Annotated in this window: 17 protein-coding genes and 1 riboswitch; of the genes, 8 read left to right on the top strand and 9 right to left on the bottom strand. The window is 74.6% G+C overall.

Translation table 11 applies throughout. From position 1 onward, the window contains the following. Nucleotides 1-15: 15 nt before the first annotated feature. The 5 genes from ABTY62_RS23870 to ABTY62_RS23850 form a co-directional block, all read right to left on the bottom strand. Nucleotides 16-1,050 carry an NAD-dependent epimerase/dehydratase family protein gene (locus ABTY62_RS23870; RefSeq protein WP_352131462.1) on the bottom strand — a complete coding sequence of 345 codons (1,035 nt, stop codon included), beginning with the start codon at nucleotides 1,048-1,050 and terminating at the stop codon, nucleotides 16-18. A 37-nt stretch (nucleotides 1,051-1,087) separates the two neighbouring features. After that, nucleotides 1,088-2,935 (bottom strand): transketolase, encoded by a 1,848-nt coding sequence (locus ABTY62_RS23865; RefSeq protein WP_352131461.1) that lies wholly within the window; start codon nucleotides 2,933-2,935, stop codon nucleotides 1,088-1,090. Between the two features lie 19 nt (nucleotides 2,936-2,954). Then, nucleotides 2,955-4,280, bottom strand: a complete 1,326-nt coding sequence (locus ABTY62_RS23860) for an NAD(P)/FAD-dependent oxidoreductase (RefSeq protein ID WP_352131460.1) — start codon at nucleotides 4,278-4,280, stop codon at nucleotides 2,955-2,957. A gap of 129 nt (nucleotides 4,281-4,409) precedes the next feature. Next, a complete protein-coding gene (locus ABTY62_RS23855; RefSeq protein WP_352131459.1) occupies nucleotides 4,410-5,624 on the bottom strand; it encodes an FAD-dependent monooxygenase in 1,215 nt (404 codons plus the stop codon). A 341-nt stretch (nucleotides 5,625-5,965) separates the two neighbouring features. Next, entirely contained in the window at nucleotides 5,966-6,832 is an 867-nt protein-coding gene (locus ABTY62_RS23850) for an Fpg/Nei family DNA glycosylase (RefSeq protein ID WP_352131458.1), read from the bottom strand. A gap of 211 nt (nucleotides 6,833-7,043) precedes the next feature. Here ABTY62_RS23850 and ABTY62_RS23845 point away from each other — a divergent pair, with 211 nt between their 5' ends. The 3 genes from ABTY62_RS23845 to ABTY62_RS23835 all read left to right on the top strand — a co-directional run bounded on the left by ABTY62_RS23845 (nucleotide 7,044) and on the right by ABTY62_RS23835 (nucleotide 11,003). Then, nucleotides 7,044-8,231, top strand: coding sequence for a catalase family protein (locus ABTY62_RS23845; protein WP_352131457.1), 1,188 nt, complete (start codon nucleotides 7,044-7,046; stop codon nucleotides 8,229-8,231). Nucleotides 8,232-8,341: 110 nt separating this feature from the next. Beyond that, complete coding sequence (locus ABTY62_RS23840) at nucleotides 8,342-9,388, top strand: LacI family DNA-binding transcriptional regulator (RefSeq protein WP_352131456.1); 1,047 nt, start codon at nucleotides 8,342-8,344, stop codon at nucleotides 9,386-9,388. A gap of 145 nt (nucleotides 9,389-9,533) precedes the next feature. Further along, nucleotides 9,534-11,003, top strand: coding sequence for a lipase maturation factor family protein (locus tag ABTY62_RS23835; RefSeq protein WP_352131455.1), 1,470 nt, complete (start codon nucleotides 9,534-9,536; stop codon nucleotides 11,001-11,003). 23 nt (nucleotides 11,004-11,026) lie between these two features. Here the strand turns inward: ABTY62_RS23835 and ABTY62_RS23830 are convergent, their stop codons facing one another. Beyond that, nucleotides 11,027-12,871, bottom strand: a complete 1,845-nt coding sequence (locus tag ABTY62_RS23830) for an AfsR/SARP family transcriptional regulator (protein WP_352131454.1) — start codon at nucleotides 12,869-12,871, stop codon at nucleotides 11,027-11,029. A 306-nt stretch (nucleotides 12,872-13,177) separates the two neighbouring features. On the opposite strand from ABTY62_RS23830, the gene ABTY62_RS23825 reads away from it, so the two are divergent. Continuing rightward, nucleotides 13,178-13,429, top strand: a complete 252-nt coding sequence (locus tag ABTY62_RS23825; RefSeq protein WP_311729040.1) for a hypothetical protein — start codon at nucleotides 13,178-13,180, stop codon at nucleotides 13,427-13,429. A gap of 13 nt (nucleotides 13,430-13,442) precedes the next feature. Here ABTY62_RS23825 and ABTY62_RS23820 read toward each other — a convergent pair whose 3' ends face one another. Both ABTY62_RS23820 and cobN read right to left on the bottom strand, forming a co-directional pair. Continuing rightward, nucleotides 13,443-13,907: an NUDIX hydrolase gene (locus ABTY62_RS23820; RefSeq protein WP_352131453.1), complete on the bottom strand. Its 465-nt coding sequence runs from the start codon at nucleotides 13,905-13,907 to the stop codon at nucleotides 13,443-13,445. Then, nucleotides 13,904-17,542 (bottom strand): cobaltochelatase subunit CobN, encoded by a 3,639-nt coding sequence (gene cobN, locus ABTY62_RS23815; RefSeq protein ID WP_352131452.1) that lies wholly within the window; start codon nucleotides 17,540-17,542, stop codon nucleotides 13,904-13,906. Before cobN ends, ABTY62_RS23820 begins: the two co-directional genes overlap by 4 nt. Before the next feature lie 55 nt (nucleotides 17,543-17,597). Continuing rightward, a riboswitch (cobalamin riboswitch) is annotated at nucleotides 17,598-17,678 on the bottom strand. A 106-nt stretch (nucleotides 17,679-17,784) separates the two neighbouring features. Here cobN and ABTY62_RS23810 point away from each other — a divergent pair. Genes ABTY62_RS23810 through ABTY62_RS23800 form a run of 3 tightly spaced genes read left to right on the top strand, consistent with a single transcriptional unit; the run spans nucleotide 17,785 to nucleotide 21,547 of the window. Beyond that, nucleotides 17,785-19,416, top strand: coding sequence for a ferredoxin-like domain-containing protein (locus ABTY62_RS23810; RefSeq protein ID WP_352131599.1), 1,632 nt, complete (start codon nucleotides 17,785-17,787; stop codon nucleotides 19,414-19,416). Next, the gene (locus ABTY62_RS23805) at nucleotides 19,413-20,054 is read left to right on the top strand and encodes a precorrin-8X methylmutase (RefSeq protein WP_352131451.1); all 642 of its coding nucleotides are present in this window, start codon (nucleotides 19,413-19,415) and stop codon (nucleotides 20,052-20,054) included. The genes ABTY62_RS23810 and ABTY62_RS23805 overlap by 4 nt, the downstream gene beginning before the upstream one ends. Next, entirely contained in the window at nucleotides 20,051-21,547 is a 1,497-nt protein-coding gene (locus ABTY62_RS23800) for a precorrin-2 C(20)-methyltransferase (RefSeq protein ID WP_352131450.1), read from the top strand. The genes ABTY62_RS23805 and ABTY62_RS23800 overlap by 4 nt, the downstream gene beginning before the upstream one ends. 48 nt (nucleotides 21,548-21,595) lie before the next feature. Here the strand turns inward: ABTY62_RS23800 and ABTY62_RS23795 are convergent, their stop codons facing one another. Then, nucleotides 21,596-22,354 carry a cobalt-precorrin-6A reductase gene (locus ABTY62_RS23795; protein ID WP_352131449.1) on the bottom strand — a complete coding sequence of 253 codons (759 nt, stop codon included), beginning with the start codon at nucleotides 22,352-22,354 and terminating at the stop codon, nucleotides 21,596-21,598. A gap of 53 nt (nucleotides 22,355-22,407) precedes the next feature. Between ABTY62_RS23795 and ABTY62_RS23790 the strand changes: the two genes are divergently transcribed. Continuing rightward, nucleotides 22,408-23,559, top strand: a complete 1,152-nt coding sequence (locus ABTY62_RS23790) for a cobalt-precorrin-5B (C(1))-methyltransferase (RefSeq protein ID WP_352131448.1) — start codon at nucleotides 22,408-22,410, stop codon at nucleotides 23,557-23,559. Nucleotides 23,560-23,991 lie beyond the last annotated feature (432 nt).

Here is a 23,991-nt window from a genome sequence, read left to right as displayed (position 1 = left end):
CCCCCTCAGCCCCCTTCAGCCGCTCGGAGCCGCATGTCCCACCAGCGGTGCCGTCTCCATGCCGACGTCGTGGCGCAGACCGTGCAGGAACTCCTCGATCGTCTCCGCGGAGGTGCGCCGAGGCTGCCACCCCAGTTCGTCGCGGGCGCGGCCGGCGTCCATCAGCGGCAGCCGCAGCGCGGCGTCGAACAGCTGGGGCGCGGCGGGGAGCAGGCGGAGGTGCCAGGCGGCGGCCAGTGCCGAGCGGGCGGCGACCCGCGGCGTCCGGACCACCCTGGCGCCCACCATCTCGGCGAGCACCCGCGCGTCGAGCGGAGGTTCGGCGGCCAGGTTGAAGGCGCCGCGCACATCCCGGCCGATCGCGAGCCGGTAGGCCTCGGCCGCGTCGTCGGTGTGCAGGGCCTGGAGCAGCAGGCCGCGGATGTCGGGCACCACCGGCAGCAGGGCGGGGCGCACCAGCCGACGGGGCAGGAACGGGCCCAGGAACAGGCGGCGCTGCTCGGCCGCGGACTGCTCCTTGAAGAGGAAGGCGGGGCGCATCCGCACCACCCTCACCTGCGGATGCTCGCCCTCGTAGGCGTCCAGCACCCGCTCCAGGTATGCCTTTTCGCGGCAGTACGCGGCCTCGGGCCAGCCGTGGGTGGGCCAGGACTCGTCCACCCGGCGGTCCTGGGGGCCGGGCGAGTACGCCCCCACGGAGGACGCGTGGACCAGCACCGGCACCTCCGTGGCCGCGACGGCCTCGAAGAGGCGGATGCTGCCGAGGACGTTGGTCCGCCAGGTGGTCACCGGCGCGTGGCTGGGCTGGATGAGCCAGGCCAGGTGGATCACGGCGTCGGCGCCTTCAAGGGGCCGGACCAGGTCGTCCGCCTCCTCCGCGATATCGGCCCGGACCCAGGTCACCTTCGGCGGCGTCCAGGCGGGGACGCGGCGGGCGATCCCCACGATGGAGGCGACGTCCGGGTCCTCGCCGAGCGCCCGGAGGACGCTGGTGCCGGTGTTGCCGGTGGCGCCGACCACCACCACACGCTTTCCGCGCTCGTTGCTCATGGTCCGCTCCTCGTGAAGTCCAGTGGGCGGTTGTACGTCAGGTCGCCGCGCCGACCAGTTCGCGGGCGGCGTCGGCGATGGCCTCCGCGTCGATCCCGGCCTCGGACAGCTGCTGTTCCGGGGTGGCGGAGACCGGCATGGTGCGCACGGCGAGCCGCACCGTGCGGGGCGCCGGGCGGCCGTCGCAGAAGGCCTCGAGCACCGCGTCCCCCAGCCCGCCCTCGGGGTGGTGGTCCTCGACGGTGATCAGGCGCCCCGTCAGCTCGGCGGCGGCCCGCAGGGTCTGCGCGTCCACCGGCTTGACCGAGTACAGGTCGATGACGCGGACGGGGATGCCCTCCCCGGCGAGCCGGTCCGCGGCGGCGATCGCCTCGGGCACGGTCACCCCGGCCGCGGCGACGGTCACCCGGTCGCCGTCCGTGGCGCGCAGCAGCTTGCTGCCGCCGATCGGGAAGCGCTCGGAGGGCGGGTAGAGGACCGGGGTCCTGCCGCGGGTGGTGCGCAGATAGCGGATGCCGGACTGCTCGGCCATCGCGGCGGTCAGCTGGGCGGTCTGGTTGGCGTCACACGGGTACAGCACGGTGCTGCCGTGCACCGCGCGGAAGGCCGCCAGGTCCTCCAGGCCCATCTGCGAGGGGCCGTCCTCGCCGATGGCCACCCCGGCGTGCGAGCCGACCAGGTTGAGGTCAGCCCGGCTGATGGCGGCCATCCGTACGAAATCGTAGGCGCGGGTGAAGAAGGCCGCGAAGGTGGACGCATACGGGAGCCATCCGCATGCCTGCATCCCGACGGCGGCGGCCACCAGTTGCTGTTCGGCGATGTAGCACTCGAAGAACCGCTCGGGGTGCTCCTTGGCGAAGAACTCGGTGCGCGTGGAGTCGCCCACCTCGCCGTCGAGCACGACCACATCGCCACGGGCCGTGCCGAGGGCGGCCAGCGCCTGCCCGAACGCGTCCCGTGTGGCGACCCGCTCGCCGGTGTCGAACCGCGGCAGGCTCAGATGCCCGTCACCGGGCGGCGGCCCGGCGCTCACCGCGGGCGGGCCGAGCACCGGCACGGCCATCTCCCGTACGCCGCCGAGCTCGGCGACCGCCTCCTCGGGGTTCGGCAGCGGCTTGCCGTGCATGCCCTCCCGGTTCTCCACCGAGGCCACGCCCCGGCCCTTGACGGTGTGGGCGATGATCGCCGTGGGCCGGCCGACCGTGGACGCCGCCTCGCCGTAGGCCCGGTCGACGGCGGCGACGTCATGGCCGTCGATCTCGATGGTGTGCCAGCCGAAGGCGTGCATACGGCGCGCGTAGGCGCCCAGGTCCCACTCGTGGCGGGTGGGCCCGTGCTGGCCGAGCCGGTTCACGTCGATGATGGCGGTGAGGTTGTCGAGGTGTTCGTAGCAGCCGTGCTCGAAGGCCTCCCACACCGACCCCTCGGCCAGCTCGCTGTCCCCGCACAGCACCCATACGCGGCTGTTGGCCCCGTCCGGCCTCGCCAGGCGTTTATGGGCCAGCGCCAGCCCGACGCCGACGGGCAGCCCCTGCCCCAGCGAGCCGGTGGCCACGTCCACCCACGGCAGCCGCGGCGTGGGGTGTCCCTCCAGCAGGCTGCCGAGCTTGCGGAAGGTGAGGAGTTCCTCGTCGCTGATCGCCCCGGCGGCCTTGAACATGGAGTAGAGCAGCGGTGACGCGTGCCCCTTGGAGAAGACCAGGTGGTCGTTGCCGGGGTGGCGGGGCTGCTCGAAGTCGTAGCGCAGGTGGTTGGCCAGCAGGACGGCCATCAGGTCCGCGGCCGACATCGACGAGGTCGGATGTCCGGACCCGGCGGCCGCCGCGGCCCGCACCGAGTCCACCCGGAGCTGCTGCCCGAGCTCGCTGAGCAGATGGTCTTGCATAGCGCTCCTTCAGGGTCCGTCAGCGGTCGGCCGGGGCCCTGCGGGGCAGCCGGGGCCGCTCGGGCGTCTCGGTGTCCAGCGGCACCGCCCAGGAGGGCACCAGGCCCAGCTGTACGCCCTGGGGCGGCAGCACCGTGTCGATCAGCCAGTCGGCGGCGACCCGGACGCGGTTGCCGGGCATCGCCATGAGGTGGTAGCCGTGGGTGACCAGGCTCGCGAGCGGCCCGGACAGCGGCACACGCAGCGGGTTCGCGGCGGCCTGTGCCCCGCCGAGGTCGACGGTGAACCCGAGGTCGTGGTGTTTGTAGGGGCGCCGCGAGCCGTGCCCCAGCGAGGCGGCGACATTGAGGCCCGCCACCCGGCCCTGCCGCTGGGCGTGCTGCGCGGTCATCGGCGTGTACCGGCCCGGGCGGGTCAGATCGGGCACCGCCGCCGCGTCCCCGCAGGCCAGCACCTCGGGGTGGCCGGGCACGGCCAGGTACGGGTCGACGCACAGCCGCCCCTGGGCGGTCGGCTGACCGATGTCGTCCACCAGCGGGTCGGGCCGGACGCCCACGCACCAGATCAGCGACCGGGTGGCCACGAACTCACCGGTGTCGAGCAGCACGCCGTCCGCGGTGGCCTCCTTGACCGAGGTGCCCGTACGGATGTCCACCCCGCGCCTGGACAGCACCCGGTGCGCGGTGTCGGACAGCCTCCGGTCGAGCTCGGGCAGCACCCGGTCGGCGATGTCCACCAGCAGCCAGCGCGGCCGCGGCGCGCCGCGCAGCCCCGCGTTGTGGCGGGCGAGCGCGTCGGTGAGCAGCACGCCGTGGGCGGCCACCTCCGTGCCCGTGTATCCCGCGCCGACCACCACGAAGGTGCACCGGGCGGCCCGCTCCGCGGGGTCGTCGGCGGCGCCCGCCAGCTCGATCTGGCGGATCATGTGGTCGCGGAGGTAGAGCGCCTCGGGCATGCCCCGGAAGCCGTGCGCGTGCTCGGCCACGCCGGGGATCGGCAGCAGCTTGTTGACGCTGCCGACGGACAGGATCAGCCGGTCGTACTCCGTCCCGCCGGGCCGGCCCTCCGGGTCCGTCCAGCCGACCCGCCGCTCGGCGAAGTCGACGGAGCCGACCTCGCCGAGCACCAGGCGGACCCGGGGCAGGGTCTGGGTGAGGGAGACCGAGACCCGGCGGGGTTCGAGCACCCCGGCAGCCACGTCCGGCAGCAGCGGCAGATACAGGAAGTAGTCGTTGGGGTTGACCAGGACGATCTCCGCCTCGTCCCGCAGGGTGCGGGAGAGCGTACGGGCCGCCTGGTAGCCGGCGAATCCCGCGCCGACGATCACGATGCGGACTCGGTTCACTCGGGGCTCCCGTGCGTACGGATCTCACGGAACGCACCAAGTGCCCCCGGGTCCCGCCCCCAAACGCCGAGCCCGGCCTCAGGAGTGAATTCCCGAGACCGGGCCGCCGCGCTCGCTCCGGCCGTCCCGTCAGCGCCGGGCCCGCGCCACCTCCCCGGGGACGGGCTCGTCCCAGTCGATGCGGTAACCGGTCAGCCAGTCCGTGGCGCCGTCGGTGCCCGCCCGGTCGAGCTTGCGCGGCAGCATCGCGTCCCGCAGGGCCCGGCCCACGGGCCCGGGCGCGGTGCGGCGGACCAGGCCCGCGCTGGTCGCCACCGCCCGCTCCACCCGCTCGCGGCGCAGCCTCTCGTACGCGGCGAAGGCCGGCCGGGGGCTGCGCAGGTCGCGCAGGCACTTGGCGAGCACGACGCCGTCCTCGATGGCCAGGGACGCGCCCTGGGCGGCGTTCGGCGCACAGGCGTGCACCGCGTCGCCCACCAGGACCATCGTCTCGTCGGACCAGGTGGGCGTCGAGGCGATGTCATAGGCGTTGGTGGCGACGATGGACTCGCCGCTCGCCCGGATGATGTCGGCCGCGGGGGTGTTGTCCTCCGCGAACAGAGCGGCGAGCTGCTCGCGCCACTGCTCCGGGGTGGTCGCCGCGAGCTCGTCCTTGGACAGCTCGGTGCCGGGGGTGTTGGCGAACCACCAGACCTCGCCGTCGGGGGCCGTGGTGCAGCCGAAGAAGGCGCGCTTGCCGTAGATCATGGCGTAGCTGTCAGGGTCCGGGGGCGACGCGGCGTCCCGCGCGTAGCCGCACACCGTGTGCTGGCCGGTGAAGCGCGGCCGGGGCGCCGCGGCTTCGATGGTCCTGCGGATGAGGGAGTGGATGCCGTCGGCGCCGACGAGCAGGTCCCCCTGCGCCCGCCCGCCGTCCGCGAAGGACGCCACCACGCGCCCGTCGGGGCCGGTCTGGGCCGCCAGCAGGCGCTTGCCGCGCTGGACGCGGACACCTCGGCGCTCCGCCTCCTCGCGCAACACCCGCCCCAGGGTGGCGCGCTTGATCGTACGGGCGCCGAGCGCGCCCTCCTCGGAGCCGGCCATGGGCCGCCCGCCGAGCCGTTTGCCCGTGTTGCTGATGAAGTCGGCGCGGCCTGCCGGGAAGGAGTTGTCCAGCACCGGCCGGTGTGCGTCGATGGTGCGCAGCGCCTCCATCCCGTTGGCGGAGACGAGCAGGAACGCACCCGTGTCGGTGGCCTCGGTGGGGTACGCCTCGTACACGGCCGCGTTGATCCCGGCCTTGCGCAGGGCGATCGCGGTCACGGTTCCGGCGATTCCGCCACCGATGATCAGGGCATTGGTCATGGTGCTCCGTGGAGTGGAGTGGGGGGACAGAGGGTGGTGCGGGTGTCTCTCGGCACACCGCTATCAGGGTCGGCCGACGACCGTCCAGTCCCCGGCCGATGTCTTCGCCGGGTCCCGTGTGGAACGGCGGCATCCTAAGGTGTCATCAACGGTCATATGTGGGGGGAGGGGGCAACTGTGCGATGGCGCAAGGTGCTTCGCGGGGGCCCGGTCGCCATGTCGGCCAACGCCCTGCTCGGCGGCTGTTCGTCAGGGGCCGACGGCGCGGGCCCTAAGGACCCCTGGGCGACTACAAGACCGCGACGCGCGCCTGAGGCGGGCGCTGTTCGAACAGCCGCGAGCTACTTGAGCAGCCGGGACAGCCGCCGGTCGGCGAGCGGCTTCCCGCCGGTCTGGCAGGTGGGGCAGTACTGGAGGGAGGAGTCCGCGAAGGACACCTCGCGCACCATGTCGCCGCACACCGGGCACGGCTGGCCGGTGCGGCCGTGCACCCGCATACCGCTGCGCTTCTCCGCCTTCAGATCGCGCGCCGCCGACCCCAGGGCGCGCTCGACGGCGTCGCGCAGCGTGGTGCCCATCGCCTCGTACAGCCGGGTGACCTCCTCCTCGGTCAGGTCCCCGGCCAGCCGGTAGGGCGACATCCGGGCGGCGTGCAGGATCTCGTCGGAGTAGGCGTTGCCGATCCCGGCGATGACGCTCTGGTCGCGCAGCACGCCCTTGATCCGGTGGCGCACCCCGCGCAGCAGCCCCGCGAACACCTCCTGGGTCATGGACTCCCCCAGCGGGTCCGGCCCCAGCCGGGCGATGCCCTCCACCTCCCCGGGGTCGCGCACGCAGTAGACGGACAGCGCCTTGCGGGTGCCCGCCTCGGTCAGGTCGAAGCCCGCGCCCTCCGGGCCGGCCAGGCGCAGCCGCAGCGCCAGCGGGCCCTTGCCGGGGCGGGGCGGCGCCTCCGGAAGGCCGTCCCGCCAGCGCAGCCAGCCCGCCCTGGCGAGATGGAAGACCAGATGCGGGCCGTCGGTGGCCAGGTCGAGGAACTTGCCGTGGCGGCGGACGGCTGTGACGGTGCGCCCTTCGAGATCGGTCAGCGGCGGGTCGTACGTCTTGAGGACGCTGACCGCGGCGGGGTGGACGCGGGCGATCTGCCGGCCGACGGCGCGCTCGGCCAGGATCCGGGCCAGGGCCTCCACCTCGGGCAGTTCCGGCATGGGACCAGTGTGCCGCAGCGGCCGCCCGCCCGCCGCCGGGCGGGCCGGCCCCTCCGGTCACCCCTCCAGCCCTGCTGAGCTGCGGGTCCGACGGCCCGCCCCTACGCTGACCGCAGAGCCGGACCGGGCGCCGCGCACCGGCTCGGCACGCCCGTGCCGCCCCGCTTCCCGCCGTACCGCGGCTCTCCCGTTCCGCACGGAGGCTCCCCCCATGATCGACACCGCACAGCATGAGCGGCCCGCACTGCGTCACGCACGGTTGCCGTTCCATTACGAGCAGTACCAGGGCGGCAGCCCGGAGGCGGAGCGGCTGGTCTTCGACAAGCTGGCGCGCGAGCTGGTGGGCGTGCGGCGGGGGAACCGGCACGGCGGTCCCGCGCACCTTCTGCGCACCGTCCACGCCAAACCGGCGCTCGGTGTGGACAACGCCCGGATCCGCTTCCACGACGACCTCCCCGAGGCGCTGCGGGTCGGCTACGCACAGCCGGGCGCCGAGTATCCGGCCGCGGTGCGGCTGGCCGACGCGAGCGGCGCCGAGCAGCCGGACGCCGCGCCGGATCTGCGCGGGATGGCCGTGCGGGTGCAGGCCGGGCCCGGGGGGACGCACGATCTGCTGACCACCAGCTTCCCGATCTCGTACGCCGCGGACGCGCGCGAGTACGTCGCCTTCGCCAAGGCCATGGGGGACGCGGGCAGCGCCGCCGAGCGGGCGTTCGGGCTGCTGGTGAAGCTGCCGCTGGCCGTCGGCTGGTCCACCGCCGCCCGGATGCGCCGCCATGTGCACACCGCCACCCGGCACATGGTCGGCTCGCTGGCCCGCGAGACCTTCTGGAGCTGTGGCGCGATCCTGTGGGGCGACGCGGGGCCGGTCCGCTACCGGCTGCGCCCCGCCCCCGGCTCCACCCCCGCCCCGCCGCCGGACCGCGGCGATCCCGGCTATCTCCACCGGGAGCTGACGCAGCGCCTGTCCACCGGCGACGTCTGCTTCGAGCTGTGCGTACAGCGGTATCTGGACGAGCGCCGCACCCCGGTCGAGGACGGCTCGGTGGAGTGGCAGGAGAGCGACGCGCCGGTCGTCCCGGTGGCCGTGCTGACCGTGCCGCGCCAGGACCTGGAGGGGGCCGAGGCCCGCTCGGCGGCGCACCGGGTGGAGCGGCTCGCCTTCAACCCCTGGCACACCACGGAGGAGTTCCGTCCGCTGGGCAACCTCAACCGCGCCCGCAAGGCCGCGTACGAGGCGAGCGGCACCCAGCGGCCGGGGCCGCGCTTCCCCACCGCGACGCCGCGCCGCGACGCCGTGCTGTCGCTCCCGGTGCGCGCGGCCTTCGGCCTGGTCGACCGCTGCGTCCCCTGGCACCGGCTGCCCCTTCCGCCGGTGTACCGGGGCGGCGGGTCCTGAGCGGAGCAAGTCCTGAGCGAGGCCCCGCGAAAATCCACCTTGACCGGTTTACCGACGCGGTAAGGTGTGGCGTTCGTCGCGAGCGGCAGCCGAGCAGCGGGAGTCGGTGCATGGACAGCGAGGTCACGGCGGGCCCACCGCGGCGCGTCACCATCAAGGACGTGGCCGCGCGGGCCGGGGTCTCCAAGGGCGCGGTGTCGCTGGCCTTCAACGACCGCCCCGGGGTCTCCCAGGCCACCCGGGCCCGGATCTTCGAGGCCGCCCGGGAGCTGGGCTGGGCGCCCCATCTCTCCGCCCGGTCGCTGTCCAACGCGCGAGTGGACACCGTGGGCCTGGCCATCGCCCGGCCGGCCCGGATGCTGGGCCTCGAGCCGTGGTTCATGGAGTTCGTCTCGGGCATCGAGAGCGTGCTCGTCGAGCGGCACTGCTCGCTGCTGCTGCGGCTGGTGCGGGACGTCCGGGAGGAGATCGAGGTCCAGGAGGCGTGGTGGCGGGGGCGCCAGATCGGCGGGTCGATCCTGGTGGACCTCCACGACGGGGATCCGCGCGTCCCCGCGCTGCAACAGCTCGGGCTGCCCGCTGTCGCCGCCGGACACCCCTCCCTGGCCGGCGGGTTCACCTGCGTATGGACGGACGACGGCAGCGCCGTCGGCGAGGCGGTGCGCTATCTGGCGGCGCTGGGCCACCGGCGGATCGCCCGGGTGAGCGGCCCGGCCTCGCTCGGGCACAGCGTGATCCGCACCGCCGCCTTCGAGGCCGCGGTGCGGGAGTTGGGCCTGGCCGACGGGCGCACGGTCGTCACCGACTTCTCGGGGGAGGAGGGGGCGCGCGCCACGCGGGCGCTGCTTGCCTCGGCCGACCGGCCGACCGCGGTGATCTACGACAACGACATCATGGCGGTGGCCGGGCTGTCGGTGACCGCCGAGATGGGTCTCTCGGTGCCCACGGACGTCTCCCTGCTGGCCTGGGACGACTCCCAGCTGTGCCAGCTCACCCGCCCCACGCTGTCGGCGATGAGCCACGACGTCTTCGGCTTCGGGGCCGAGGTCGCCCGCCGGCTGTTCGATGTGCTCGACGACGCGGCGCCCGGCACCCATCAGTCGCCCACCCCGGCCCTCACCCCGCGCGGCAGCACCGCCCCGCCACGGCGGCCCTGAACCGGTTAAGCGCGGACCGGCGACGGGCGCGCGCCGACCGGATGAACTCCGCCCGCCCCGGGGCCCGCCGGGCCGCGCCCCTCGGGCCCAGGTGGTACGGATAGCCGGACGCCCAGGCACTGACGAGCCCAGGGAGCGGTTCCGCATGGAGTGGTTCACCTCATCCGACTACTGGCTGAGCCGGCTGGTCTTCCAACGGGGGCTGGCGGCCGTCTATGTGGTCGCCTTCCTGGTCGCGGCGAACCAGGGGCGGGCCCTGATCGGCGAGCGGGGGCTGACGCCGGTGCCGTGGTTCGTCGCGCGCATGCCGTTCGGGCGCTCCCCCAGCCTCTTCCATCTCCACTTCTCGGACCGCTTCTTCACCGGCTGTGCCTGGCTGGGAGCGGCGCTGGCCGCCGCGGTGGTGGCGGGGGCCGCGGACCGGGTGCCGCTGTGGGCCGCGATGCTGATGTGGCTGGTGCTGTGGCTGCTGTATCTGTCGATCGTCAATGTCGGGCAGGTGTGGTACGGCTTCGGCTGGGAGTCGCTGCTGCTGGAGACCGGCTTCCTGGCCGTCTTCCTCGGCAACGCCGACACCGCGCCGCCCGTCCTGGTGCTGTGGCTGCTGCGCTGGCTGGTGTTCCGGGTCGAGTTCGGCGCCGGGCTGATCAAGATCCGGGGCGACCGCTGCTGGCGGCAGCTGACCTGTCTGTACTTTCACCACGAGACACAGCCCATGCCCGGCCCGCTGAGCTGGTTCTTCCACCGGCTGCCGAAGCCCGTGCACCGGATCGAGGTGGCGGCCAACCACGTCGCCCAGCTCCTTGTGCCGCTCGCGCTGTTCACGCCGCAGCCGGTGGCGAGCGTGGCCGGGGGCGTGATCGTGGTCACCCAGCTGTGGCTGGTGGCGTCCGGCAACTTCTCCTGGCTCAACTGGCTGACCATCCTGCTGGCCCTCGCCGCGGTCGACGGGCGGCGCGCCGCCCGGGCGCTGGGGCTGCCCGAGCCGCCGCCGCTCGCCGCTCCCCCGGTGTGGTTCGAGGCCCTGGTGCTGGCCGCCACCGCGCTGGTGGTGGTGCTCAGCTACTGGCCCGCCCGCAACCTGGTGTCGGGCCGGCAGCTGATGAACTACTCCTTCAATCCGCTCCACCTGGTCAACACCTACGGGGCCTTCGGCAGCGTCAACCGTGCCCGGTTCGAGGTGGTGATCGAGGGCACCGACGCGCCGGTGCCCACGCCGGACGCGGTGTGGAGGGAGTACGAGTTCCGGGGCAAGCCGGGCGATGTGCGCCGGATGCCGCGCCAGTTCGCCCCGTACCATCTGCGGCTCGACTGGATGATGTGGTTCGCCGGGATCTCACCCGGCTACGCCCGGTCCTGGTTCGGTCCGCTGGTCACCAAGTTGCTGGAGGGCGACCGGAAGACGCTCAGGCTGCTGCGGGTGTGCCCCTTCCCCGACGCGCCGCCCACGCACATCCGCGCGCGTCTGTTTCTCTACCGCTTCACGACCTGGAGCGAGTTGCGGGCCACGGGGGCGTGGTGGCACCGCACGCTGATCCGCGACTTCATGCCGCCGGTCACCCTCGACCGGCCGGGCGGCCGACCGGGCGGCCGACCGGGTGGGGCGGGCCGCTGAGCCCGGGCGTTGTGTCCTCGGTGTCAGAAGCCCATGAAGTGGCGCACCGCGGGCACCGCGCGACCGGCCACCATGCGCTCCAGCGCGTAGGCGCGGACCAGTTCCCGGAAGCGGTACTGCCGCCGGCCCGCCGCCCGCTCTCCCGCGACCTCCACCAGCGAGGCGTCGACCAGCCGCATCAGCACCACATCGGCCGTGGTGGTGTCGGTGCCCAGCGCCCGCGCGCCCTCCCCGGCGGTGAACAGCGGGCGCGGGATCACGGCCAGCCGCAGAAAGGCCGCCTGGGCGTCCCCGTCGAGCTTGCGGAAGCAGCTGTCCAGCCGGTCGTAGAGGTCGAGGCCAAGCGCCGAGAACTCGGAGAGCCGGTGCTGCCCCTTGGCGGATCGTATCTTCGCCAGCACGTGGGCGACGCTGACCGACCGCATCGCCGTCAGCCGCTCGCCGAGGAAGGTGATGGCCAGCGGCAGCCCGTCCACGACCCGCACCACCTCGGCGACGGCCTGGGGCTCGGCGTCCGTGCGCTCGCGCCCGATCAGCCGGGTGAGCAGCCGCTCGCCCTCCGCGGTGGACAGACAGCCCAGCGCCACCGTCCGCGCCCCGCGCAGTCCGTACAGCAGGGAGCGGCTGGTGATCAGCACGGCGCAGCCGGTGCCGCCCGGGAGCAGCGGTTCGACCTGCTGGGGCGAGTCGGCGTCGTCCAGCACCAGCAGCACCCGGCGGTCGGAGCTCCAGGTGCGGAACAGCGCGGTCCGCCCGGCCGGCGTGGCCGGGATGTCGCGCGGCGCCACGCCGATCGCCCGCAGGATGTGCTCCATCCCCTCCGCCGCGGTGGCCGGGACGGGCTGCGATCCGCCCAGCGGGACGTACAGCTGTCCGTCGGGGTAGCGGGAGCGGACCGCGTGGGCGAGGTGGATGGCGGTGGCCGTCTTGCCGACGCCCGCCATACCGACCAGGGACACCACGGGCAGCCCGGTGCCGTCGCCGTGGGCCGCCAGCAGGTGGCCCGCCTCGTCCAGTTCGGCCTGCCGTCCGGTGAAGTCGACGGTGTCCCGGGGCAGCTGGGCGGGCGGGGGATGCGCGCGGCGGGGCGGCGGCAGCGGGGCGGGCGGCGGGTCGAGCGACGGGTCCCCCACGAGCATGGAGCGCTGGAGCCGCTGGATCTCGGGGCCCGGCTCCAGGCCCAGTTCGTCGATCAGCTGGCGGCGCAGGTCGTGGAAAACCTTGAGCGCCTCGCCGCGCCGCCCAGAACGGTAGAGCGCGAGCATCAGTTTGGCGTGGAGGCCTTCGTGGAGGGGTCCGGAGGCGGCGAGCACCTTGAGTTCACCGGTGAGTTCATGGTGCCGGCCGAGCCGGAAATCGGCGTCGATGCGCATCTCCAGGGCGCGCAGCCGGCTCTCCTCCAGCTCGGTGGCGTGCGCTTCGAGCAGTGGGCCGCGGTCCACATTGGCCAGGGCGCTGCCCTGCCACAGCCCCAGGGCCCGGTTCAGCAGAACCCTGGCCTGTCCCGGGTCCCCCGCGGCGCGCGCCTCCCTGCCCTCTTCTACCAGGACGCGAAACGAAGTGAGGTCGATCGCGCTTTCCGGGACACGGATGACATAGCCGCTCGGCCGGGTCTGGAGAAATGGCTGTCCGCCGTCATCGGGGCGGGCCAGGCCGCGGCGGAGTTCATAGATATAGGTGTGCACGGCGCGCAGGGCTTTGTCCGGGGGGCTGCTTCCCCAGAGTTCGTCGATGAGGGCCTTGGTGGGCACGACCTCGTTGTGCCGCAGTATCAGCAGGGCCAGGGCCCGGCGGAGCTTGGGAGCGGTCGGCGTCAGGACACGGGCGTCGGCCAGGACTTCGAAGTTGCCCAGAACCTGAAACCTCATACGCGAACCCCCGGTTCATGGTGGTCTCACAAGGCCCTGACCGTGCCCCCGTATTCAGGTCGCAGCCGAGCATACCTGCGGCCTGCGCGATCAGTAGATCGTCACCTTTATTCGTCTCAATCGTGCCCGTGCCTGGTGATACGCGATCGCGGACCAGTTCGACGCGCATATCTCCGAATCGATTTCCCCGGTTTTCGAGTTCGAGTCGCTCGATGAGATGTGCGAGACCGCCCCGGTCCGGGTGAGCTCCGCGGAAAGCGGGTGACCGCGCCGGGCGCGGCGCGTTGGCCTGACATGACGACGACGATGCGACGCCGTTCTCTCTCACAGCCGAGCAGAGCGCTGGACCGGAGCACCGCGGGCGGCGAAACGCTCCACCAGAGCACCTGTGTGCCCATCTACGCCGCACTGGTCGAGCGCTGGGCCTCCGCGGGGCGGGCGGTGCCGGGGCGCTACGACCGGGAGTGGGCCGAGCTGGTGAACTGCCCGGCCTGGCCCGAGCGGGTCCGCTCCGCCTCCCGTCCCGCCACCTCCCCGGTGTCCCTCAAGCACCCCTGACGCGCGGGCCGCGTCACCGGTGGCGGACGCGGCCCTCCGCCACCAACCGGCGCAGCACCTGACGCAGCGCGGGGGCACAGCGGTCCGCCTCCTGTGCCGTCAGCCAGGCCAGCTCCGCGATCTCACGGCCCGGGGTCGGCTCGCCCTGCGCCTCGCCCGTGTAGCAGGTCATCCGCAGCCGCCGGCCACCCTGGCCGTGCGCCTCGTCCTCGATGACGAAGACCCGCGACATGGCTGGCATGGCTGACGTGGCCGGCATGGCCGGCCCGGCTTGGGTCGCGGGCACGGCGGTCAGGCCGAGTTCCTCGGCGAGCTCCCGGGCCAGCGCCCGCGGCCCGTCCTCCCCCGGTTCGAGCTTGCCGCCGGGCAGGTAGAACGCGTCGCGGCCGCGGGTGCGCACCGCAAGCAGCCGCCCGTCGCGTACACAGACCCAGGCCACCGACTCCAGCGGCGCCGTCCCGTTCCCCCCGTCGGTCACTCGGCCTCGTCCTCCCCGCCCTCCAGGCCGCCCTCGGTCTCCAGATACAGCTCCCGCACCGCCGCCAGGATCTCGGGGTCGGGCTGCTCCCACAGGCCGCGGCTCTCCGCTTCCAGCAGGCGCTCGGCCATCCCGTGCAGCGCCCACGGGTTGGCCTCCTGGAGGAAGGAGCGGTTCTCGGGGTCCAGGAGGTAGCTCTGGGCGAGCTTGTCGTACATCCAGTCGGCGACCACGCCGGTGGTGGCGTCGTAGCCGAAGAGGTAGTCGACGGTCGCGGCGAGTTCGAAGGCGCCCTTGTAGCCGTGGCGGCGCATCGCCTCGATCCAGCGCGGGTTGACCACGCGGGCGCGGAAGACCCGGGAGGTCTCCTCGTGCAGAGTGCGGGTGCGGACCGTCTCGGGGCGGGTGGAGTCGCCGATGTACGCGGCCGGGGCGGTGCCCTTGAGCGCGCGCACCGTGGCGACCATGCCGCCGTGGTACTGGAAGTAGTCGTCCGAGTCGGCGATGTCGTGTTCGCGGGTGTCGGTGTTCTTGGCCGCGACCGCGATCCGGCGGTAGGCGCTCTCCATCTCCGCTCGGGCGGGGCGGCCCTCCAGCCCCCGACCGTAGGCGTAGCCGCCCCAGACCGTGTACACCTCGGCGAGGTCGGCGTCGGTGCGCCAGTCGCGGCTGTCGATGAGCTGGAGCAGGCCCGCGCCGTAGGTGCCGGGGCGGGAGCCGAAGATACGGGTGGTGGCGCGGCGTTCGTCGCCGTGTTCGGCGAGGTCGGCCTTGGCGTGGGCGCGGATGTAGTTGTCGTCCTCGGGCTCGTCGAGGGAGGCGGCGAGGCGTACGGCGTCGTCGAGCAGCGCCACGACGTGCGGGAAGGCGTCACGGAAGAAGCCGCTGATGCGTAGAGTGACATCGATCCTGGGGCGGCCCAGCTGCTCGAGTGTCGCGGGTTCGAGTCCCGTTACTCGTCGTGAGGCGTCGTCCCACACCGGGCGGACGCCCAGCAGCGCGAGCGCCTCGGCCACGTCGTCGCCCGAGGTGCGCATCGCGCTGGTGCCCCACAGCGACAGGCCGACGGAGCGCGGCCACGCGCCGTCGTTGTCGCGGCGGTAGCGCTCCAGCAGCGAGTCGGCGAGCGCCTGGCCGGTCTCCCAGGCCAGCCGGCTGGGCACGGCCTTGGGGTCGACGGAGTAGAAGTTACGGCCCGTCGGCAGGACGTTGACCAGGCCGCGCAGCGGTGAGCCGGAGGGGCCCGCGGGCACGAAGCCGCCGTTCAGCGCGTGCACCGAGTGGTCGATCTCGTCGGTGGTGGCGGCCAGCCGCGGCACGACCTCGCGGGCGGCGAAGTCGAGGATCGCGGCGACCGCGTCCCGCTGTGCGTCGGGCAGGCCCAGGCACGCCTTCTCGGTGGCCTCCGGGGCCCAGTCGGCGTCCTCCATGGCCTGGACGAGGGCGCGGGCCCTGTCCTCCGCCTCGTCGGTGTCGGTGCGGCCGGCGCCCGACTCGTCGAGGCCCAGTGCCTCGCGAAGCCCGGGCAGCGCCGTGGTGCCGCCCCAGATCTGCCGGGCGCGCAGAATGGCCAGGACGAGGTTGACCCGCTCGGGGCCGGAGGGGGCGGTGCCCAGGACATGCAGTCCGTCGCGGATCTGGGCGTCCTTGACCTCGCACAGCCAGCCGTCCACGTGCAGCAGGAAGTCGTCGAAGCCGTCGTCCTCCGGCCGCTGCTCCAGGCCGAGGTCGTGGTCGAGCCGGGCGGCCTGGATGAGGGTCCAGATCTGGGCCCGGATGGCGGGGAGTTTGGCCGGGTCCATCGCGGAGATGGCGGCGTACTCGTCCAGCAGCTGCTCCAGGCGCGCGATGTCTCCGTAGGAGTCGGCGCGGGCCATGGGCGGCACGAGGTGGTCGACGAGGGTGGCGTGGGCGCGGCGCTTGGCCTGGGTGCCCTCGCCGGGGTCGTTGACCAGGAACGGGTAGATCAGCGGCAGATCGCCCAGTGCGACGTCGGGGCCGCAGGCGGCGGAGAGGCCCGCGTTCTTGCCGGGCAGCCACTCCAGGTTGCCGTGCTTGCCCAGGTGCACCATGGCGTCGGCGCCGAAGCCGCCGTCGGCCCGGGGGGTGGCGATCCAGCGGTAGGCGGCCAGGTAGTGGTGGGAGGGCGGCAGATCGGGGTCGTGGTAGATGGCGATCGGGTTCTCGCCGAAGCCGCGCGGCGGCTGGATGACGACGAGGAGGTTGCCGCGGCGCAGCGCGGCCAGCACGATGTCGCCCTCCGGGTCGCGGCTGGTGTCGACGAACATCTCGCCCGGCGGCGGCCCCCAGTGCTCCTCCACCGCCTCGCGCAGCTCCTGCGGCAGCCGGGCGTACCAGCGGCGGTAGTCGGCGGCGGGGATCCGGACCGGGTTGCGGGCCAACTGCTCCTCGGTGAGCCAGTCCTGGTCGTGGCCGCCCACCTCGATCAGGGCGCGGATCAGCTCGTCGCCGTCGCCGGAGACGAGGCCGGGCAGCGCGTCGGGCCCGTCCTCGGGGCCGAGGTCGAAGCCCTCCGCGCGCAGTCGGCGCAGCAGGGCGACGGCGCTGGCGGGGGTGTCCAGGCCGACCGCGTTGCCGATGCGGGAGTGCTTGGTGGGGTAGGCGGAGAGGACGAGCGCGAGGCGCTTGTCGCCCGCGGGTATGTGGCGCAGCCGGGCGTGTCGTACCGCGATCCCGGCGACACGCGCGGCGCGCTCGGGGTCGGCGACGTAGACGGGCAGGCCGTCCCGGTCGGTCTCCTTGAAGGAGAACGGCACGGTGATCAGCCGTCCGTCGAACTCCGGGACGGCGACCTGGGTGGCCGCGTCCAGGGGCGAGAGACCCTCGTCGCTCTCCTCCCAGGCGGCGCGCGAGCCGGTCAGGCACAGCGCCTGGAGCACCGGGACGTCCAGCGCGGCCAGCGCCCCCGCGTCCCACGCCTCGTCGTCGCCGCCGGCCGACGCCTCGGCGGGCCGGGTGCCGCCCGCGGCCAGCACGGTGGTGACCACCGCGTCGGCCCCGGCGAGGGCCTCCAGCAGCTCGGGCTCGGGCGCGCGCAGGGAGGCGACGTACAGCGGGAGCGGGCGGGCCCCGGCGTCCTCGACCGCCCGGCAGAGCTCCTCGACGAAGGCGGTGTTGCCGCTCATGTGGTGGGCGCGGTAGTAGAGCACCGCGACCCGCGGGCCGGTGACACCCTCGCGCGCGGTGCGCTCCAGCGCGCCCCAGGAGGGCGCGGGGGCGGGCGGCTCGAAGCCGTGGCCGGTCAGCAGGACGGTGTCGGACAGGAAGCGGGCCAGTTGGCCGAGGTTCCCGGGCCCGCCGTGCGCGAGGTAGGCGTGGGCCTCGGCGGCGATCCCGACGGGGACCGTGGAGGCCTCCATGAGCTGGGCGTCCGGGGCCTGTTCTCCGGTCAGGACGACGACCGGGCGGTCCCCGGCGAGCAGCGTGTCGAGCCCCTCCTGCCAGGCGCGCACCCCGCCGAGCAGCCGTACGACGACGAGTTCGACGCCGTCGAGGAGCGCGGGGAGGTCATCCAGCGGGAGCCGGGCGGGGTTGGCGAGCCGGTAGGGCACCGGGGTCGGTGCCGAGCGGGCGCTGAGCAGGTCGGTGTCGGACGTCGACAGCAGCAGGATCATGCGACGGCAGGCCTTCCTCGGGGTCCGCGCCCCGGGCGGGTTCGAAGACGGCGGGAGTTCCTGGCTCGCCCGGCCGCCGCGTACCGGCTGCCGCGCTCACAGTGGCGGGACCGCGCCGGATTTCCACCGGCTTCCTACCCTTGTGCCGTCTTGTGCAGTGGCGGGTCGGGACCGACCCGCCGGTGAGCATAGTAGGGCTTCTTGACCTGCCACGGGGCGGTGAGGCGAAGCGGATCGTCGGTATGCTCGCCGCCATGCCCCTCCCCCCGACAACCGCCCCACCAGGGGATGAAACCCCCGTGCGCGGGCGCGACGACGCGTGTCCCGGCGCGCTGCGGCTGCACCCGGCGGACGACGGCGCGCTGGCCCGGGTGCGGGTGCCGGGCGGGCTGCTGACGGCACGTCAGGCGCTGGTGCTGGCAGGCGCGGCGGAGGAGTTGGGAGACGGCCGGCTGGACCTCACCTCCCGGGGCAATCTCCAGCTGCGCGGACTCGACGCGGGGTGCGGGGCCGGCCTCGCGGCCCGGCTGCGGGCGGCCGGGCTGCTCCCGTCGGACCGCCACGACCGGGTGCGCAACATCGTGGCGTCCCCGCTGTCCGGGCTGGACGGGGCCGGGCACGCGGATGCCCCGGCGTGGGCGAGGGCGCTGGACGCGCTGCTGTGCGACGAGGTGCCCGCGGGGTCCGGATTCGCCGAACTGGCGGGGCTGTCGGGCCGGTTCCTGTTCGCGCTCGACGACGGGCGCGGCGATGTGGCGGCGCTGGGCGCGGATGTGACATTGATCGCAGCTCCGGACGGCGAGGCGGTGCTGCGGCTCGGCTCCGCCGGGGGTCACGGACTCGCGCGCGCGGATTCCACCGCGCCGAACACCGCCGACACCGCCGACTCCCCCGACGCACCGGACTCCCCTGACGCGACTGACCGCGCTGACGCGACGGACCGCTCCGGCGCGCCGGGCGTCGCGGCGCGCCGGGCCGGGCGGGCAGCGGACGACGACACGCCGAGCCGGGCGCGGCCGCCGGGTCCCCCCGGGATCGGTGACGGCCCCTCGGGCGCCGAACTCCTGGTGCGCGCCCAGGACGCGCCGCGCGCGGCCGCGCTGGCAGCCGTGGCGTTTCTCGACGCGGTGCGCGCGAGCGACACACGGGCCTGGCGCGTCCGCGAGCTGCCGGCGCGACACGCCGTGACGGCCGACCGGTTGGCCGGGCGACTCGCCGCAGCGGGGATCCGGGCCACACCCCTCGGCCCCGAGTCCCCGACCACCACAGCGGGCACACCCGCCGCCGATCCCACGCCTGCCGTCGGGCTCGTCGTCGGGCCTGACGGGCGGTGCGCGGTGTCCGTCGCCGTCCCGCTGGGGCGGCTCACCGCCACGCAATGGCGGCTGCTGGCCGGGCTCGCCTCCCGGGGCGGCTCGGGGGAGTTGCGTGTGACACCCTGGCGCGGCGTGGTGCTGCCCGGCTTCTCCCCGGACGAGGCACGGGCCGCGCTGCGGGAGCTCGCCGACGCCGGGCTGGTGGCCACGCCGCACTCCCCGTGGCTCGGGATCGCCGCGTGCACCGGGCGGCCCGGCTGCGCCAAGTCCCTGGCCGATGTGCGCGCCGACGCGGCGCGCGCGGTGGCGGGCGCGGCGTCCGGCGACGGCCGCCCGGACCCGCCGCCGGACCAGGGCCCACCACCGGGCCGTCCGCCCGTGTACTTCTCCGGCTGCGAGCGGCGCTGCGGCCACCCCGGCGGCCGATGGGTCGACGTGCTGGCGACGGGCGACGGCTACCGGGTCGCCGTACGAGACCCCGGAGGGTCCGCGCGCGGCGTGGACGTGACAGCAGACCAATTGGCCGGCGCCGTGGCGTCGGCCCGTGGAACGACATGATCGAGGGCACAGTGTTCGACTACGAGAAGGACGGCGCGGCCATATACCGCGCCTCCTTTGCCACCATCCGCGCCGAGGCCGACCTGGGCGGCCTCCCCTCCGACGTCAGCCAGGTCGCGGTACGGATGATCCACGCCTGCGGCATGGTCGACCTCGTCCAGGACCTCGCGTACACCCCCCAGGTGGTCGCCCGCGCCCGCGCCGCGCTGCGCGCCGGGGCGCCCGTGCTCTGCGACGCGCACATGGTGGCCAGCGGCGTGACCCGCAAGCGGCTGCCCGCGGACAACGAGGTGCTGTGCACCCTGTCCGACCCCGCGGTGCCCGAACTGGCCCGGCACATGGGCACCACGCGCAGCGCCGCCGCGCTGGAGCTGTGGCGCGACCGGCTGGAGGGCGCGGTCGTGGCCATCGGCAACGCGCCCACCGCGCTGTTCCGCCTGCTGGAGATGGTTCAAGCGGGCGCGCCCCGCCCGGCCGCCGTCATCGGCGTGCCGGTCGGCTTCATCGGCGCGGCCGAGTCCAAGGAGGCGCTGGCCGGGCACCCGGCGGCGCTCGACCACCTGGTGGTGCGCGGCCGGCGCGGCGGCAGCGCCATGGCCGCGGCCGCGGTCAACGCGATTGCGAGCGAGGAAGAGTGAGCGAGCAGCAGACTGGCCGGTTGTACGGCGTGGGTCTCGGCCCCGGCGACCCCTCGCTGATGACGGTGCGGGCCGTGGAGGTCATCGCCGAGGCCGATGTCGTCGCGTACCACAGCGCCCGGCACGGCCGCAGCATCGCGCGCTCCATCGCCGAGCGCCATCTGCGCCCCGACCACATCGAGGAGCGCCTGGTCTATCCGGTCACCACCGAGACCACCGACCACCCCGGCGGCTACCGCGGCGCGATGGAGGAGTTCTACGCGGACGCCGCGGCCCGGCTGGCCGCACACCTGGACGCGGGGCGCACGGTCGCGGTGCTCGCCGAGGGCGATCCGCTCTTCTACGGCTCGTATATGCACATGCACAAGCGCCTGGCCGACCGCTACCCCACCGAAGTCGTCCCCGGCGTCACCTCCGTGAGCGCGGCCGCCGCCCAACTCGGGGCGCCGCTGGTGGAGGGCGAGGAGGTGCTGACGATCCTGCCCGGCACCCTCCCGGAGGACGAGTTGACCGCGCGTCTGGCCACCACCGACGCGGCCGCGGTGATGAAGCTCGGCCGGACCTTCCCGGCGGTGCGGCGGGCGCTGGAGCGCTCGGGACGGCTGGCGGAGGCCCAGTACGTGGAACGGGCCACGATGGACGCGGAGCGCACCGCGCCGCTGGCCGAGGTGGACCCCGAGTCGGTGCCCTACTTCTCGGTGGCACTGCTGCCGAGCAGGATCGGGGCCCAGGCCCCGGCCCGCCCGGGCGAGGTCGTGGTCGTGGGTCTCGGCCCGGCCGGCCCGCTGTGGCTGACCCCCGAGGCGCGCGGCGAACTGGCCGCCGCCGAGGACCTGGTCGGCTACACCACCTATCTGGACCGGGTGCCGCGGCGTCCGGGGCAGCGGCGGCACGCCTCGGACAACAAGGTGGAGGCCGAGCGGGCCGAGTTCGCGCTCGACCTGGCCCGGCGCGGGCGGCGGGTCGCCGTGGTCTCCTCGGGAGACCCGGGCGTCTTCGCCATGGCCACGGCCGTGCTGGAGGCGGCGGCCGGGGACCCGTACCGCGAGGTGCCGGTCCGGGTGGTCCCCGGCATGACCGCCGCCCACGCGGCGGCCGCCCGCGCGGGCGCCCCGCTCGGCCACGACTACGCGGTGGTCTCGCTGTCCGACCGGCTCAAGCCCTGGGAGGTGATCGCCGAGCGGCTGCGCGCCGCCGCGGCCGCCGACCTGGTGCTCGCCCTGTACAACCCCGGCTCGCGCAGCCGGATCTGGCAGGTCGGCAAGGCACGCGAGCTGCTGCTCGAACACCGGGCGCCCGACACGCCCGTCGTGGTCGCCCGGGACGTGGGCGGCCCGGAGGAGCGGGTACGGATCGTGCGCCTCGCCGACCTCGACCCCGCCCAGGTCGACATGCGCACCATCCTGCTGGTCGGCTCCTCCCAGACCCGCACGGCCCGGCGCGGCGACGGCACCAAGATCGTCTGGACGCCACGCCGATACCCGGAGCGCTGACGCGCCGGGCGACCCGCCGGTCGGGCGACCCTCCGGCCGGGCGGGCGGTCAGCTCAGGGTGGCGCGCAGCCACGCCAGCGCGGCCGCCGGGTCGGGCGCGACGGACACGCCGTCCGGGGCCGCGGGGCGCCGTACGACGACGACCGGCAGCCCGGCCTCGCGCGCCGCGGTGAGCTTGGCCGCGGTGGCACCGGCACCACTGTCCTTGGTGACCAGCGTGTCGATGCGGTGGCGGCGCAGCAGCTCCGCCTCTCCCTCCAGGGTGAACGGGCCGCGGTCCAGGAGTACTTCCATGCGCGGCGGAGCCGGTGGCTCGGGCGCGTCGACGGAGCGCACCAGGAACCACTGCTCGGTGAGATGGGCGAAGGCGGCCAGGCCCATCCGCCCGGTGGTGAGGAAGATCCGCCGCCCCAGGGCGGGCAGCAGCCGGGCCGCCTCGTCCAGCGACCCGGCCCAGTGCCAGCGGTCCCCCGGGCCCGGCACCCAGCCGGGGCGGCGCAGGGCGAGCAGGGGAACATGGACGTCGGCGGCCGCACGGGCCGCGTTGAGACTGATCGTGCCGGCGAAAGGATGGGTGGCGTCGATGAGCGCGTCCACGTGCTGCTCGCGCAGCCAGCGAGCCATGCCCTCGGGGCCCCCGAACCCGCCGATCCGCACCTGCCCGGCGGGCAGCCGTGGCTGGGCGACACGCCCGGCCAGCGAGCTGGTGACGCGCAGCGCGGGGTCGTCGGCGAGTTTCTCGGCGAGTCGGCGCGCTTCGGTGGTGCCACCGAGGATGAGCACATGGCGCACTGGCGCGCTGTTCATCGGGGGCCTTTCGTCGTCCGTACGCCCGTCATCGTATGCGGGGCGGTCGGTCCGTGGCTGAGGCGGAGACGGAGGTCAAGGCGGCGGTCGGCGGGCGCGGGGCGCAGCTGGAGCGTTCGGGGCTGCGGCACGGCTGGACCACCGGGGCCTGTGCCACCGCCGCGACCACGGCCGCGTACACCGCGCTGCTGTGCGGGGAGTTCCCGGACCCGGTGACGGTCGAGCTGCCCAAGGGGCAGCGGCCCGCGTTCGCCCTCGCGGGCGAGGGGCTGACGGCGGACCGGGCGATGGCCGCGGTGGTCAAGGACGCGGGCGACGACCCGGACGTCACGCACGGCGCGGTCGTGCGCGCCACGGTGCGGCTGCTGCCGCCCGGCGGCGGCGTGGTCTTCCGGGCCGGGCCCGGGGTCGGCACGGTGACCCGCCCCGGCCTGCCGCTCGCGGTCGGCGAGCCCGCGATCAACCCCGTGCCCCGGCAGATGATGCGGGACCACATCGCCGCGGTCGCCTCCCGGCACGGCGGGGCCGGTGATGTGGAGGTCGAGATCTCGGTGGACCACGGGGAGGAGATCGCCCGCAGCACCTGGAATCCGCGCCTGGGCATCCTCGGCGGCCTGTCGATCCTCGGCACGACGGGCATCGTGGTGCCGTACTCCTGCTCGGCGTGGATCGACAGCATCCGGCGCGGGGTGGACGTGGCGCGCGCGGCGGGGCGTACGCATGTGGCGGGGTGTACGGGCTCGACCTCCGAGAAGGTGGCGGTCGCCGTGCACGGGCTGCCGGAGGACGCGCTGCTGGACATGGGCGACTTCGCGGGGGCGGTGCTGAAGTATCTGCGCCGCCATCCGGTGGACCGGCTGACCGTCGCCGCGGGCTTCGCCAAGCTCTCCAAGCTGGCCGCCGGACATCTGGATCTGCACTCCTCGCGCTCGCAGGTGGACAAGGGCTTCCTCGCGGAGCTGGCCCGCCGTGGCGGCGCGGACGAGGAGCTGGCGGCGGCGGTGGCGGCGGCCAACACCGGCCTGGAGGCGGTGCAGTTGTGCATGGCGCGCGGGGTGCCGCTCGGCGATCTGGTCGCGGCGGCCGCGCAGGACACGGCGCTCGGCGTGCTGCGCGGGGCGCCGGTGTCCGTGGACGTCGTCTGCATCGACCGCGCGGGCACGATCGTCGGCCGCGCGGCGCCCCGGGGGCCCCGGGAGCGGTGACCCGACGCGCTCTCGGGGTAAGGGGTGTCCGATGGTTCTCGACGCCTGCGGCGGGCCCCTTCCCCACCCCGCCCCTTCCCGAACCGGGGCGCTGCCCCAGACCCCGTGGTCCAGGGGCGGAGCCCCTGCCACGCGGCGGAGCCGCACATCGACACTGCGTTTGCGGCACCGCCGCCGCGCAGGGGGCGCCGCCCCGCAGGGGGGCACCGCGCCGCAGGGGCACCGCCACACGCGGCGCGCCACACCGCAGCGGCACCCGCACCGCAGGCGGACACCGCCCCGCACGGGGGGGGCACCACCGCACGCGGAGCACCGCACCGCAGGGGCACAGCCACACGCGGCGCGCCGCACCGCAGGGACGCCGCACCGCAGCGCAGGGGCACAGCCCCGCACGTGGAGCACCGCCGCACGCGGGGGCACCGCACCGCAGGG

This window comes from Streptomyces sp. NPDC097640, from assembly GCF_040302705.1.
Lineage (GTDB): Bacteria > Actinomycetota > Actinomycetes > Streptomycetales > Streptomycetaceae > Streptomyces.
This window is presented reverse-complemented; position numbering and strand designations above follow the sequence as displayed.

Excerpts from the sequence above, each read along its gene's own strand:
- ABTY62_RS23870 (WP_352131462.1), bottom strand. The coding sequence starts at position 1,050 with ATGAGCAACGAGCGCGGAAAGCGTGTGGTGGTGGTCGGCGCCACCGGC.
- ABTY62_RS23865 (WP_352131461.1), bottom strand. The coding sequence starts at position 2,935 with ATGCAAGACCATCTGCTCAGCGAGCTCGGGCAGCAGCTCCGGGTGGAC.
- ABTY62_RS23855 (WP_352131459.1), bottom strand. The coding sequence starts at position 5,624 with ATGACCAATGCCCTGATCATCGGTGGCGGAATCGCCGGAACCGTGACC.
- ABTY62_RS23850 (WP_352131458.1), bottom strand. The coding sequence starts at position 6,832 with ATGCCGGAACTGCCCGAGGTGGAGGCCCTGGCCCGGATCCTGGCCGAG.
- ABTY62_RS23845 (WP_352131457.1), top strand. The coding sequence starts at position 7,044 with ATGATCGACACCGCACAGCATGAGCGGCCCGCACTGCGTCACGCACGG.
- ABTY62_RS23840 (WP_352131456.1), top strand. The coding sequence starts at position 8,342 with ATGGACAGCGAGGTCACGGCGGGCCCACCGCGGCGCGTCACCATCAAG.
- ABTY62_RS23835 (WP_352131455.1), top strand. The coding sequence starts at position 9,534 with ATGGAGTGGTTCACCTCATCCGACTACTGGCTGAGCCGGCTGGTCTTC.
- ABTY62_RS23830 (WP_352131454.1), bottom strand. The coding sequence starts at position 12,871 with ATGAGGTTTCAGGTTCTGGGCAACTTCGAAGTCCTGGCCGACGCCCGT.
- ABTY62_RS23825 (WP_311729040.1), top strand. The coding sequence starts at position 13,178 with ATGCGACGCCGTTCTCTCTCACAGCCGAGCAGAGCGCTGGACCGGAGC.
- cobN (WP_352131452.1), bottom strand. The coding sequence starts at position 17,542 with ATGATCCTGCTGCTGTCGACGTCCGACACCGACCTGCTCAGCGCCCGC.
- ABTY62_RS23810 (WP_352131599.1), top strand. The coding sequence starts at position 17,785 with ATGCTCGCCGCCATGCCCCTCCCCCCGACAACCGCCCCACCAGGGGAT.
- ABTY62_RS23805 (WP_352131451.1), top strand. The coding sequence starts at position 19,413 with ATGATCGAGGGCACAGTGTTCGACTACGAGAAGGACGGCGCGGCCATA.
- ABTY62_RS23795 (WP_352131449.1), bottom strand. The coding sequence starts at position 22,354 with ATGAACAGCGCGCCAGTGCGCCATGTGCTCATCCTCGGTGGCACCACC.